11 protein-coding genes and 2 pseudogenes are annotated in these 12,299 nt (G+C 52.6%); 6 read left to right on the top strand and 7 right to left on the bottom strand.

The genetic code is table 11. The features are described from left to right. Positions 1 to 41: 41 nt before the first annotated feature. Positions 42 to 1,463 (top strand): IS110 family RNA-guided transposase, encoded by a 1,422-nt coding sequence (locus JMJ04_RS20955; RefSeq protein ID WP_201372456.1) that lies wholly within the window; start codon positions 42 to 44, stop codon positions 1,461 to 1,463. Positions 1,464 to 1,632: 169 nt separating this feature from the next. Here the strand turns inward: JMJ04_RS20955 and JMJ04_RS20950 are convergent, their stop codons facing one another. The 3 genes from JMJ04_RS20950 to JMJ04_RS48745 all read right to left on the bottom strand — a co-directional run bounded on the left by JMJ04_RS20950 (position 1,633) and on the right by JMJ04_RS48745 (position 3,480). Continuing rightward, on the bottom strand, positions 1,633 to 2,328 hold the full coding sequence (locus JMJ04_RS20950) for an AI-2E family transporter (RefSeq protein WP_236038575.1): 696 nt from the start codon (positions 2,326 to 2,328) through the stop codon (positions 1,633 to 1,635). A 32-nt stretch (positions 2,329 to 2,360) separates the two neighbouring features. Further along, positions 2,361 to 2,600 (bottom strand): AI-2E family transporter, encoded by a 240-nt coding sequence (locus JMJ04_RS20945; RefSeq protein WP_201372455.1) that lies wholly within the window; start codon positions 2,598 to 2,600, stop codon positions 2,361 to 2,363. A gap of 730 nt (positions 2,601 to 3,330) precedes the next feature. After that, a complete protein-coding gene (locus JMJ04_RS48745; RefSeq protein ID WP_420799519.1) occupies positions 3,331 to 3,480 on the bottom strand; it encodes an RNA polymerase sigma factor in 150 nt (49 codons plus the stop codon). 173 nt (positions 3,481 to 3,653) lie between these two features. Between JMJ04_RS48745 and JMJ04_RS20935 the strand changes: the two genes are divergently transcribed. The 4 genes from JMJ04_RS20935 to JMJ04_RS20925 all read left to right on the top strand — a co-directional run bounded on the left by JMJ04_RS20935 (position 3,654) and on the right by JMJ04_RS20925 (position 6,207). Beyond that, the gene (locus tag JMJ04_RS20935; RefSeq protein ID WP_201372453.1) at positions 3,654 to 3,926 is read left to right on the top strand and encodes a hypothetical protein; all 273 of its coding nucleotides are present in this window, start codon (positions 3,654 to 3,656) and stop codon (positions 3,924 to 3,926) included. Between the two features lie 287 nt (positions 3,927 to 4,213). Beyond that, entirely contained in the window at positions 4,214 to 4,825 is a 612-nt protein-coding gene (locus tag JMJ04_RS20930; protein ID WP_201372452.1) for an IS607 family transposase, read from the top strand. Continuing rightward, complete coding sequence (locus tag JMJ04_RS46630; RefSeq protein WP_236038218.1) at positions 4,791 to 5,114, top strand: hypothetical protein; 324 nt, start codon at positions 4,791 to 4,793, stop codon at positions 5,112 to 5,114. Before JMJ04_RS20930 ends, JMJ04_RS46630 begins: the two co-directional genes overlap by 35 nt. Continuing rightward, complete coding sequence (locus JMJ04_RS20925; RefSeq protein ID WP_236038217.1) at positions 5,107 to 6,207, top strand: RNA-guided endonuclease InsQ/TnpB family protein; 1,101 nt, start codon at positions 5,107 to 5,109, stop codon at positions 6,205 to 6,207. The genes JMJ04_RS46630 and JMJ04_RS20925 overlap by 8 nt, the downstream gene beginning before the upstream one ends. Here the strand turns inward: JMJ04_RS20925 and JMJ04_RS20920 are convergent. The 4 genes and pseudogenes from JMJ04_RS20920 to JMJ04_RS49475 form a co-directional block, all read right to left on the bottom strand. Beyond that, entirely contained in the window at positions 6,190 to 6,651 is a 462-nt protein-coding gene (locus JMJ04_RS20920; protein ID WP_201372451.1) for a P-type ATPase actuator domain-containing protein, read from the bottom strand. The genes JMJ04_RS20925 and JMJ04_RS20920 overlap by 18 nt on opposite strands. Continuing rightward, on the bottom strand, positions 6,608 to 9,889 hold the full coding sequence (locus JMJ04_RS20915; RefSeq protein ID WP_236038215.1) for a chemotaxis protein CheB: 3,282 nt from the start codon (positions 9,887 to 9,889) through the stop codon (positions 6,608 to 6,610). Before JMJ04_RS20915 ends, JMJ04_RS20920 begins: the two co-directional genes overlap by 44 nt. Before the next feature lie 383 nt (positions 9,890 to 10,272). After that, on the bottom strand, positions 10,273 to 11,385 hold the full coding sequence (locus JMJ04_RS20910; protein WP_236038213.1) for an FAD-dependent oxidoreductase: 1,113 nt from the start codon (positions 11,383 to 11,385) through the stop codon (positions 10,273 to 10,275). A gap of 42 nt (positions 11,386 to 11,427) precedes the next feature. After that, a pseudogene (locus JMJ04_RS49475) lies at positions 11,428 to 11,562 on the bottom strand (IS701 family transposase); the annotation flags it as partial. A gap of 24 nt (positions 11,563 to 11,586) precedes the next feature. Here JMJ04_RS49475 and JMJ04_RS20905 point away from each other — a divergent pair. After that, positions 11,587 to 12,123: pseudogene (locus JMJ04_RS20905) on the top strand (IS200/IS605 family accessory protein TnpB-related protein); the annotation flags it as partial. Between the last annotated feature and the right edge of the window lie 176 nt (positions 12,124 to 12,299).

The raw sequence follows: 12,299 nt of genomic DNA, 5'->3' as shown, positions 1-12,299 counted from the left end.
TCCACGGGTCTTTGCCTCTCTACCCACCAGGAGATATGACAATGACCAGCAGCAAACAGAGACGCGAAGTCCAGGGCCAGCCCACTCTCTCGAATGAGGCCCTTTACATTGGTATTGATATCGGCAAATTCAAGCATGTTGCTGGCTTCCTCTCGAAAACACTTTTAGAACGCCATAAACATTTTGATCATTGTCCTGCCTTCACCTTTGAGCAATCGCGAGAAGGTTTCCGGGCTTTTGTAGAGCGTATCCAAGCCTATTGTCCTCTTGAGCAGTGTTTCATTCTCATGGAACAAACGGGCCATTATCATCAATCGCTCCTCCAGTATTTGTTAGAGCTGGATCTTCCGGTTTTTGTTATCCATATTCAACGCCGTCAGGAGGGCATGGTCAAAACCGATAAACGCGATGCGTTAGGGTTAGCAAACCAGCTCTACACCCAACTTGAACTCGGTGCACAGGTTGCCAACACGCTTCAGGCAATTCGTCGGGCACTTCCTCCCTCTGAGGCCGCAGCCCAACTCAAAGGATTGGTGCGCCACCGCTATGAACTGGTGAACGAAGCCACTCAGCGGAAAAACAAGCTGACAGCCATTTGTGACGAACTTTTTCCCGAATTCACCCAAGTCTTTAAAGACCCGAATGCTGCTCTTGCCTTAGATCTGCGTGAGCATTTTCCTACGCCAAGCGCTATAGCTGCCGCGACTTCAGTAGAACTTCGAACAGTGCGAAGGAGAAATCATCCCTCCGAAGCCCAGTTCGTACAGATCCAGCAGCTCGCCAGGCAGAGTATTGGAACGAAAGACACCGCCCGACAAGACAGCCTGATTGTCGAACAAACCTTGTTGATTCAAGAACTTCGACTCCTTCAAAACCATCTGGAGCAACTTGAAGAGAAAATCGGCCAGATCGTTGAGAAAAGTCGCGAGGGCCAGATTCTGACCTCCATCCCTCCCATTGGTCCGCTCTTTGCAGCGTCGATCATCGCGACTATCGGCTCTATTGGCAATTTTGAAGATGCAGCTCATCTCAAATCCTATTTTGGCTGGGCACCAATCAGAACGCAAACAGGTGTGTCTTTTGATCGCACTCGCCTCACAAGGGCGGGATCACGTGAGATGAAGAAAGTGATGTTCCTTGTGGCCTGGAAAGCGATCCAGATGAACACCGAATGGGCAAAGCTCTACAAGCGTTTGGTTCCTCGACTCTGTTTCTATGATGAGAGAATGCAAGCCTACAAAGGAAAAGGGAAGGCTTTGGGCCATATCATTGGCCGCTTAATTACACTGATCTTTGCGCTCCTCAAGAAGGATTACGAACTCCTCAACAAGCTTTCGCCTGGCGCGGAACCTCCTCCACTGACCCTTTATGACCCTGAACTGCATCACCGTCACCGGACAGGGCACTATTCCCCACTCCGCAAGGAAGGTCCAAAGAATCGGATTGTTCAGCACTCCTCGTGAAGATGGTTATCTCTGTTACGTAGGTATTGAGCACGTTAGAGCGTTTTTCGGGTATTTGCTCCTCACTTCTCATACGCATTACCACCACATGAGCAGAAAGACGACAACAACATCTTCCTCCTGGTAGATTGGCATACAAAACAACGACAGCGCACGTTCTCATGCGTCGCTATGACATGGTTTCTTCCTGTACCCCTCTCATTACCGGTGCCGTATACTCCCCTTCAACCTGGTCAGTGACCTGTTGCTTCACCTGTACAAATTGTTCAGGGCGATGCTGGCGCCAGCTAGACCAGAGTGCGACAATCATTACCTGAAGGACGCCCACGACAGGTGAGGCAAAGAGCACGCCCCAGATACCAAAGAGTTCAGCGCCCGCAATCAGGGCCGCAATAGAAATCACTGGATGCAATCCAATCGCTTTCCCGACGACGCGCGGCCCTACGACATCACCTTCAATAATGTGAACAACTACGAAGTAGATCAACACACCTAACGCGATCAACCATCCTTGTGTCAGCGCAATCAGGATGCAGATAGAACCCGATACCAACGTCCCTAGAACGGGAATAAACTCCAGTACAAATGCAAGCACGCCCAGCAATACAGCATAGGGAACATGAAAGGCGAACATTCCGCCGCCCACCAGGCCACCTATTAAGGTTGAGAGAAGCAGTTGACCTCGAATATAGCCCCCCACAATATGCGGTACCGCATCAAGCACGAAATTGGCCTGCGTAAGCCTTGGCGCATTTTGACGAATCCAATTTGATGCCCGCGATCCGTCGAGAAGCAGATAGACACTCAGGACCGCAATCACGATGACGTCAAAAAGCACATCGAATACACCAGTGACAAAGGGCAGTGCGCTTCCGGCAGTTCCTTCAAGTCGACTGGTTATCTGAGTGCGAAACGATGCATTTGGTCTGGAGTGAGACCAAACAAACGCAATGCCTGCTCAAAAGGAGAGAGCCGCGTTGCACTCGTAGGTGTGAGCAATGTGTGAATAGTCGAGGCTAGAGAGCTGACCTGGGCTATCGCAGTCGATACAATAAGGTAGATCAGGAAACTTAGAGCACCCAGCACAACCAGGTACATAAACAGGATCGCCAGAAAACGCGGCATAAAGCGTTGCAATACTTTAACTCCAGGAGCACACGAGGCATAGCGTGGGTGAAGAAGAACATAAGAACTCCTCTTCTCGACCTATGAAAAAGATACACTTTGAACAGGAGAATACACAGTCGCTTGCTGTAAAACCTTCACTAAATAACGCACAAGAGGCTAAAATGACTTTTTTACTTTAGCCTCTTGTGCGTTATTTTTATAGCCCCATTAAATTATGACCGCTATTCCTTTTTTCTCAAACAATCCATGGATGCCACTCAGTATGTCCTCTACGTCGTGAGGTTCTCTATACCCACCTTCATCAATGGAAGAGGATTGGGCTGACTCGATGTCCACGTTCATAGCGAATCAGGCCCGCAGCCTAGGATATGGCTCTCCCACATTCAAGCCACTCTCACATTGGGTCAATGCCAGTACAGCCACGCTACTTGCGGGATGACCCCTGTTTTCTGTTGCATCAGCTTTTCGTCCTGCTGGCTCACCCAGCCGTGTCGTTGCTCAATCCAACTCCGTTGTGCTCTCCCAACCACTCGCGCCATTGGTTCAATCAGGCATTCTGTTTAGATCAACGCGCTGTGCTGTTGCTCTCTCCCCAGCCCTATTGCTGCTCTCGCCTGGCATGCTGTTGCTGCGAAAAGCACTTCGCCTCCTGGTTGACGGCAGGACTGTTCTGCCTCCTTGCGTGAAAGCGACCTTGCTCAGATGTCTCCATCCTGTTCTCGTTCCCTGCGTAAGGTCGCTAAGCCGTTTCTTGTGCGAGCGAGTGCTGTGCCAGGATGCATTCCGAGAGCTGCGTTCTAGCCCGAAAGAACTGCGTCTTGACGGTGCCAATAGACAGGCTGAGGATGTACGCCATCTCTTCATACGTCCTGTCGTGAAGATAGCGCAAGATCAAGATGGTGCCGATATCTGCTCGGCAGTTGTACCAATTGCTCGCGTACGATGGTCTCGTCTGCCTGCTCGGTGTTCATCCCCTCAAGCCTCTGGTCCATCTGCTTGTTCGCGTGTCGCACGTTCCCCCGCGTGCGTCTTTCCCGTTGCTGAACACAAGATGTGAGGGCGATGCGATACAGCCAGGTCGAAAAGCGCACTTCGCCACGGAACCGATGGCAACCCCCGCCACGCCGCCAGGAACGTCTCCTGAGTACGCTCACTGGCAGCGTCGTCGTCCAGGAGTATCTGCACACTCAAAGTGAAGACGCAATGCTGGTATCTTTGCACGAGAAGTGCAAAGGCGTCCTGATTCCCCTGTTGACTCGCTTGGACAAGTTGAGCGTCATTTTGCTTGGTTTGGGAGAAGGCAATGCTCAGGAGAGACCTCACCTGGCAGTGTGATGAGTACGTTAGATCCTTGTTCCTCCAACATATTCGTCCTTGCCTCTCTTCGAGAGGGGTTTGCTCAAAAATGTGGTAGGACGTGCAGGCACCTCTGGTGATTGGCATTACTTTCCTTCGATCTACGACTGCAATGTCGTATCAGCTTCTGGACCGATTGATTGATAACCCGGTCCTTTACTTGCTCAAACTGATCAAAATGCGCCATTACGACAGATATTGGGAAACGTTCACTCGAGGAATAGACAGATATAGACAAATACGGCCATGTATGCTATAATCATGATATGAAATTGATCGATTATGCGAAACAACAAGGCATTAGCTACCGAACCGCCTGGAGGTGGTATAAGGCAGGCAAGATCGCCGGGCACCAAATGGATACGGGCACTATTCTGGTGACAGAACCAGTGCCCGTGAAAGAACGGCCTGCCCTTCCCAATGTGGTGGTGTACACACGGGTGTCCTCAGCCGAAAACAAGTCAAACCTGGACAGCCAGGCGGAACGGTTGGTAGCCTACTGTACGGCGCGAGGCTATCAGGTGAGCAAGGTGGTCAAAGAAATCGGTTCTGGGGTCAATGACACTCGGCCCAAGTTTCTGGCGTTGCTGGCTGATCCAAGCATTGGGCACATCGTGATTGAACACAAAGATCGTGGCACGCGCTTTGGCTTTCGCTACATCGAAACGTTGCTCAAAACCTATGGGCGCGAGATTGAAGTGGTCAATCAAGCAGAGAGTGGCACCGAAGATTTGCTGGCTGACCTCACCAGCATCATTTATTCGTTCTGTGCTCGATTGTATGGGCAACGCCGGGCAAAGCGCAAAACGGAAAAAATTGTGCAAGAATTGGAGCAGGGAAGCTATGAAGAAGCGCAAGAAGCCCCCCAAGAAGGGTGAGCCGCGTACCATCACGCGTGCAATCACCCATATTGGATTGGAACGTGCAAATCCAGGCAAACTCGCTGCCCTGAACGAACTGGCCGAGGTCTATCTTGCGTTGATGCAGCAGTATGTGACTCTATTTTGCGATGAGGAACTCCCCAACGGCTTTCGCGCTCCTTGCTTTCCGACCGCTCTCTCCGAGCGATGGCAGCGCGTCGCGATCCAACAGGCGGCGGGCATCGCCCGCGTCCTGGCGGACCAATCGCGCCAACGCCTATCAAGTGTATCTGGACGCGTTGGCTGAGTATCAGAAACAACGGGAAGAAGGCACGCTCAAAGCAGAAGCAAAGGAACCGCAATGGCGGGAGTGGAACATTCCGACGTTGCGCCAACCCTGCATTCAAGCCAATGTCAATGTGGTCCAATTGGAAGCAGCCACCGATTCGACCGTGGATTACTGGCTCAAGGTTTCGACCCTGACGTTCAGAAAGCAACTTCTCATTCCGGTTGTGCTTGCTAACTACCACAAAATACAGCTCACTGATCCTCACACGGGCAAGCGTCGGAAGATCAATAGTAGTGTGGCCCTCAATAAACGAGCAGGGGCGTGGTGGTTGACCCTGACCTATGACGAAGAAATCCTGCCAGAGACCAGGAACGACGCGCCGGTCATTGGCATTGACGTCGGTATCGCCAATTTCATCACCACCTCCGATGGCAAACAGTACGGCTCGTTCAATGGGCGGATGAAAGAACGGAATCGGCAGGATCGCGAAAAACGACGGCGCAAGGCGAAACTGCGAGCCTGCTTGAAAAAGAAAGGCGTCCCTAAGGAGAAACTCCCCTCCACCACCAGTCGCACAGGACAGAGACTCATCCGGCATATCAAGCAATCGATCAATCGAACCGTCAACCTCTGTTTTGAAGAACACGAAGGCTGTCAGTTTGCCTACGAACAATTATCAGTGCCCTCGATGCGCTTCAAAGCCCGCGCCATGAACGCGTACCTGCGTGCCTCCAACCTCGCGCATATTCCAGTGCAACTTGAGTGGAATGCCACCAAACGCGGTGTCACCGCCACAAAGGTTAAGAGCGCCTATTCGTCGCAAGAGTGCCATGTGTGCCACTCCATAGACCGCAAAAATCGCCCCAATCAGCAGACGTTCTGTTGCCGGGTTTGCGGTCACACGACCCACGCAGACACTAACGCCGCGCAGAATATTGCATCGCGGCTCGGCGATCGGGAGTTGCGTGCCTGCCAGGACCGGCACCAAATCAAAGCACTGCTCCTCTTGCGGCATGAGCAGTGGAAGCAAGAATTCCGGTTCCTCGTAGTGGAACCGCCCGTCCAGTTGGATCTTTGGGCGTGCTCAGAGATGTCAACGGACGTAGGTTAAGGCGAGTTGTGTAGGCAGGGAATACCTGTCCATACAATGAGCAACTATACTCTGTACACATTTGTCGGAAAAAAAAGGATAAATTCCAGTCTGCTGCACATGGAGATCGGTGGCATTGACCAGGCACGCATCAGCAGGCACCAGGCCTCCTGCCGCTAGGCGAACGATATCCCCTGGTGCCACTACGCGACGTGGCAGTTCAAGCCATGCACCATCGCGTCGCACGCTTGTCGTGGGGGCAACATTCGCACGCAGCTTCTCAACGGCGTTCTGAGACCGTGAGGTCTGAACAAAGTTGAGCACGTTGCTGAGCAGGACGATGACAACGATGATGCTGGCGTCAACGGGATCACTCAGTATTGCCGAGACGAGGCTCGCAACCAGCAAGAGGATAATCAGCTTAAGCCGCCAGAGGAAGGGTAAAGAAGAACGTTGCTCCCTCATTGAGGGTGCTTTCCACCCAGATCCGCCCTCCCTGCTGCGTCACGATCTGTGCGGCAATATAGAGCCCTAGTCCCATACCTTTCACTGTGTTCTGTTCGGGTTGAGCACCCCGAACGAAGCGCTCAAAGATCCTGGCGTGCTGGTCCTGGGGAATACCTTTGCCCCGGTTCTGCACGCTCAACCGAATCATATCGTCATCGACTGAGACGCTCACCCACACCGGGTCATTCACAGGGGAATATTTCAATGCATTGCTGAGCAGGTTCTGTAAGACTTGTCCGCTACGTTCTCGATCAGCGTAAGCCCGTATCTGGATGGTACTCTCAAGAAAGAGGCGATGAGGCCAGAGCTGTTTTTGTTCCTTGACCATCTCTCGTACCAGATCATCCACCGCAAAGACGCTTGCGTGGATGGAGAGCATGCCTGTTTCCAACGCGCTGGCATCGAGCAAACTGCTGATCAAGCGCGATAGCTTCTCCAGGCTTCTATCGACCTGCTCAAGCTCGGGTGCCATGTGCTCATCTCCCGCGTTGCTCAGACGCCGTTGGAGCAGTTGGACGAAGCCCTTCGCACTGGTGAGGGGCGTTTTGAGTTCATGGCTGACCATGCCAAGGAACGTCTCTTTCTGCCGCTCGAGCTCCTTGCGTGCAGTGACATCCTCCATCGCCAGCAGGATCAAATGATCCCTGGCGCCTTTTCGTTCGCTGACGATAGCGCGACCGCTGAGCAGCATGATCTTGCGCCCAATGGTGGGAAAGTCGTGTTCGACCTCAATATCCTGGAACGAGTGGTGTGTGTCTCGGACCTGCTGGAGGAGCGCTCGGACCTGGGGACGATCCCATTGCCCATTGCCCAGTTCCCATAGCGTCTGTTGCGCAATCTGTGGGGGAACGACATGAAAGAACGCATAGAAAGCCGTATTGGCACTCTGCACTTGCATCTCTGCATTGAGGACAACCAGCGGTTCGCGAACCGTCTCGACAATAGACTCCGCATAGTCCTGGGCCACACGCAGTTGCTCATTGCGCGTTTGCAGTTCCTGGTTCGTGCTGGTCAGTTCTTCATTGATGGCTTGTACTTCGGCCTGGGATGTCTCTAATTCTTCATTGAGGCTTTGCAGTTCCTCATTGCTTGACCGGACCTCCTCGTTGGCTTCCTGCAAGGACACATTGGCTCTCTCGTCTGCATCCAGCGTGGCCTGCACCTCTACCTGAGTCTGTGCCAGTTCTTGTTCCAGGGTGGCGATTCGGGTGGCACCGGTGGTGCGCCCGGCTTGTCTACCCAGGAGCTTCCTCAGGGAGAGCGGTGCTGCGACGAGCGGGGCCAGAGGCGGTCCCTCTGCAAAGAGGACGAGAAAACCACGGATGAGGGAAGACGTTTTGAGTGGCACGACTGTAATCTGCACCAGGCGATTCGTGTTGCTCAGGTGTAATCCTTCTCTCGTGATAGGACGATCTTCCTTCTGTGCGGTAAAAATGGCTGCACGCAGACCCAATTTTAACCCTTCACGGACCCATTTGAGCACATGAAAAGTGGCTTTCCCGGCGCTTGGCTCCAGGTAGGGGCCGGTGTTTCCACGCAGGTGGAGGATGTGCAGATTTGCATCGAGAATGACGCTGGCCGGTGCATACGTGGTCAGCAGTAGACGTTCAGCTTCTTGTTGAAGAGTAGGTTCATGGATCATCTCCTTTAGCTCCTTCTTGACGCTCTCTTGTCTGGTAGCACGCTCAACTCCTGTGCTGAGAACAGGCGGCAAGAGGTGTTGCGCCCAGCTTTTTTTGGTAAACACTTTCTGGTGCTGCTCCACACGGGTAAAAAGCGTGGAATCTGGACCAACACTTTCTGAGGCCCCAAGCAGCAAGAAGCCATGTGATTTGATGGCATAATGCAGGGTTTGCAAGACCTTCTCTTGCGCAGGAGGCATCAGATACATGAGGACGTTGCGGCAACTGATCAGATCTACCCGCGAAAATGGCGGATCGTGCATAACGTCGTGTCGTGCAAAAACACACCGTTCACGGATGGCTTCGTTGACCTGGTAGCGCCCTCTACTCCTATCGAGAGGAAGAAAGAAGCGCTGCAAGCGCTCCGAGGATACTGCCTGTAAGGTCTCTGGCTGGTAGATGCCCGCCCTGGCCTGCTTGAGAGCCCCCGCATCCAGATCAGTCGCAAAGATTTGAAAAGAGAATGGAAGCTCTTGTGCTTCACGAAACTCAAACAACGAGATGGCGAGCGAGTACACTTCCTCGCCCGTGGAACAGCCTACGACCCAGATCCTGATGGGCTCTGCTGGCAAGAGATGCTGCACGACTTCTGGAAAGACCAGGCGGGTGACAGCTTCAAAGGCGGGTGGATCGCGAAAAAAACGCGTGACATGGATCAGGACTTCCTGACTCAACGCTTCCGTCTCAGCCGGATGATCTTTCAGATAGGTCGCATACGTAAGAAATTGGTCCAGGTGCATGACGGCCATGCGACGAAAGATGCGCCGTTGCAGCGTGGCGGTCCGATACGCGAGAAAATCCACACCGGTAGCAGCGCTGAGCAACAGACAAATCGTTGTGAACGCCTGCTGCTCATCAGCAGACAATCGCTCCGGTTCCCGTGAGACGGTTGTTTTGAAGGTGAGATGCCCCAGATCAGCCAGCAGCGCCAGGGCAATTTGCTCTGGTGGCAGGATCCGATCCACGCAGTGGGAGGAAATCGCATGCTGAGGCATCTGTGGGTACGCTGCTGACTCCGCGTTTTGAGCAAACGTCATCCCCCCTTGCGCCTGAATCGCTTGTAAACCCTTGGTGCCATCAGTGGCCGTTCCCGAAAGAAGCACCCCGATAGCCTGACGCTTCTGATCAGCCGCTAGCGAACGGAAGAAGCGGTCTATCGTGAAGTGCTGACCGCCGTGCTGCGTTCGTGGCAGAAGATGCAGGGTTCCTTGTTCCAGCGTCAGATCGACATTTGGAGGAATGACATAGACCTGATCCACTTCCACCTGCATCAGATCCTGGACCACACACACAGGCATCTTGGTGACGCGTGCAAGCAGATCCGGTAACATGCTGTGATGTATGGGGTCCAGGTGCTGTACAAAGACGTAGGCCATTCCTGTCGTTGGTGGCAAGTGAGAGAGCAAATGGGTAAATGCTTCTAAGCCTCCAGCAGAGGCACCGATTCCCACAATAGGAAAGGGCGCCTCCCTGGACGCATCAGACAGCGTCAGTCCTTTGAGATCGTTTCCCATATCCAGCCTCTTTTCCTCTTCAATGGGCATGCAAAAACCTGGGTGTCATGAAATACAAACATGGTGTACGTACAAGTAGTACAGAGAGGAGGACAACATCTGGATGTGTTGTTGTTTGCATTCTCTATGCGCGAAAGATAGCACAACCGTATATGCTTCTGACCAGAAGATGAGCGGGGAAAGGTCAAGGTATTCGGGACGCTTGTCGAGAACGAGAAGAGGCAATGCCACGAGAGCACGATATTTCTCAAACAGGCTGTTTGACGATCCTTCTCTGCTAAAGAGCAAAAAGGGAGGACAGCATAATTTCGTTACGCTGTATTGTCCTCATCATACCATGTATGGAGAGCGTTGGAAAGCAAGCATCTCCTAGTGGAAAAACCTTATTCGTGGACGGTCATTAGAGGATGAGACGAAGTGAGTGCTGCTGGAAGCTCCATTTCGGCCTTTCTTCGTAGATATACATGAATACGGTGCGCGGCTTCTTCTCCCTGCATAAAGGCCTCATATAACGATTTCATGTTTGCCATGACATCACCTGCTGCGAAGACTCCTGGAAGAGGAGTCGTCAGCACGTCGACGAGTCGAAGTTCCTCAGCAGAAGGACGTGAAATGACCATGCTCGGAGGGAGGAATGACAGATCTGGCACCTCTTCAATCGCAATGATGACTGTTTCGGCGGGATAACGACGACCGTACCCAGGAACAAAAGCAAGACGACGCCCTTTTTCTTCGTAGATCCATCGTGTCTGTCGACAATGCAGTCCGCAGATGTTCATGTCCTCGGTTCCAATGAGGCTGATTGGCATGGTAAAAGGATGAAGATACAGTTCCTTCTTCAGTAAGGTCACTCGATTCCAAGCTTGTAAGGGAAGCTCAGACAATGGCCCTGGATAGAAGATATGGACAACACGTGCTCCTGCCTGTAAGACCACAGCGGCAACCTCAAAAGCGGCTCGGCTTCCACCCAGGATAGCGATGCTCCCCTGGAAAAATCTTTTTTTGACTGCGCAAGAGTTACGTAGAATATCGAGTGCGGAGAACACGCCTTGAAGTTCTTTCTCACCAGGAATGCCGCCACCTAAACCATGTTGAGCCCCAACAGCTAGCAATGTCGCATCAAAGTCTTGCAGTATCTGTTCAAACATCACCTCTCGCCCGATTTTTGTATGCAAACGAACCTCTATACCGGGTCGAAGGAGCATCTCTATCAGTTGTTTTCCTGCTTGTGGAGATACACCGAAGGAGGGCGTCATCATCGCTAGCACTCCTCCTACCGTCGGGTTTGCATCAAAGATCGTCACATGGCAGTAGCCGTATTGAAAAAGAATATTTGCGGCAGCGAGTCCAACGGGGCCAGAGCCAATGATGGCAATGCGCTCTTCATACACGCTACCTTGCCCTCTGAGGCGAGGAATCAACAACATATGCTCATGAGATACATTCTTTGTATCAGAGGAGAGAGACTGCTTCTTTGTCTCCATGTAACGAGCCATTGCCATTTCCTTCCCAGGGGAGCATACTCTTCATCATTCAGTTTGTTCGTCGCTCGCCTTCTTTCCTACACAAACGGTCAAAAAGGGCAAAGCCCAGACCCGCTGCGCCCAGGGGACGGGAGCCAGCAGCATCATACAGATCCAGCGCAACCCGTTCGTTTTCACAAAAAACTCCTTAACAAACAGCGTGCCCACGTCCAACGCCAGCTCGCCAAGACCAACCGTTTCATCTCGCACCGACTGGATCGGATCACGGCGAAGCGCCATCGTCGCGTGCAGGCCTATTTGCACACGGCAAGCCGTCGGATCATTGATCATCTCGTCGAGGAAGGCATTGGAACGCTGGTGGTGGGCAAGAACCCCCTCTGGAAGCAAGAGGTGAACCTGGGACACAAAACCAACCAAACCTTCGTGCAGATCCCGCACGCACGGTTCATCGAGATGCTCACCTACAAGGCGAAGCTCGTGGGCATCGAGGTGGTGCTGGTCGAGGAAAGCTATACCAGCAAGGCGTCCTTCCTGGACCTGGACGCGCTCCCCACCTACGATCCGAAGCGAACCGAGAAACCGAGCTTCAGTGGGAAACGAGAGCGGCGTGGCTTGTACCGGGCAGCGAGTGGAAGGCGGATCCACGCCGATGTGAACGCGAGCTACAACATCCTACGAAAAGCATTCCCCGACTCCTTCGGGCAGGGGGTAGAGGCCGTGGCAGTGAGGCCCAGGCGGCTTGCCGTCTAAACACATCTCATGCAAATGTCATATTTGTCATGAGTTTTCGATACTGTATAATCCTTGTAAGCAGCGTCAGCATCTCTTCTTTTTCCTTGGTAAGAATTTGAGAGAAGCTTACTCTGCCTTTCGTTTTTGTCTACCGATTGGATAAAGTCTACGTGAGGAGGAACAAACATATTTCT

Source organism: Ktedonobacter robiniae (assembly GCF_016587375.1).
GTDB classification, from domain to species: Bacteria; Chloroflexota; Ktedonobacteria; order Ktedonobacterales; family Ktedonobacteraceae; genus Ktedonobacter; species Ktedonobacter robiniae.
Note: the sequence above shows the minus strand (reverse complement) of the source record. Positions and strands in the feature narration are given on the sequence as shown.

What these genes read in the sequence shown, in the direction of transcription:
- JMJ04_RS20920 (WP_201372451.1), bottom strand. Translation starts at nt 6,651, where the DNA reads ATGAGGGAGCAACGTTCTTCTTTACCCTTCCTCTGGCGGCTTAAGCTG.
- JMJ04_RS20915 (WP_236038215.1), bottom strand. Translation starts at nt 9,889, where the DNA reads ATGGGAAACGATCTCAAAGGACTGACGCTGTCTGATGCGTCCAGGGAG.
- JMJ04_RS20910 (WP_236038213.1), bottom strand. Translation starts at nt 11,385, where the DNA reads ATGGCTCGTTACATGGAGACAAAGAAGCAGTCTCTCTCCTCTGATACA.
- JMJ04_RS20930 (WP_201372452.1), top strand. Translation starts at nt 4,214, where the DNA reads ATGAAATTGATCGATTATGCGAAACAACAAGGCATTAGCTACCGAACC.
- JMJ04_RS20955 (WP_201372456.1), top strand. Translation starts at nt 42, where the DNA reads ATGACCAGCAGCAAACAGAGACGCGAAGTCCAGGGCCAGCCCACTCTC.
- JMJ04_RS46630 (WP_236038218.1), top strand. Translation starts at nt 4,791, where the DNA reads ATGAAGAAGCGCAAGAAGCCCCCCAAGAAGGGTGAGCCGCGTACCATC.
- JMJ04_RS20935 (WP_201372453.1), top strand. Translation starts at nt 3,654, where the DNA reads ATGCGATACAGCCAGGTCGAAAAGCGCACTTCGCCACGGAACCGATGG.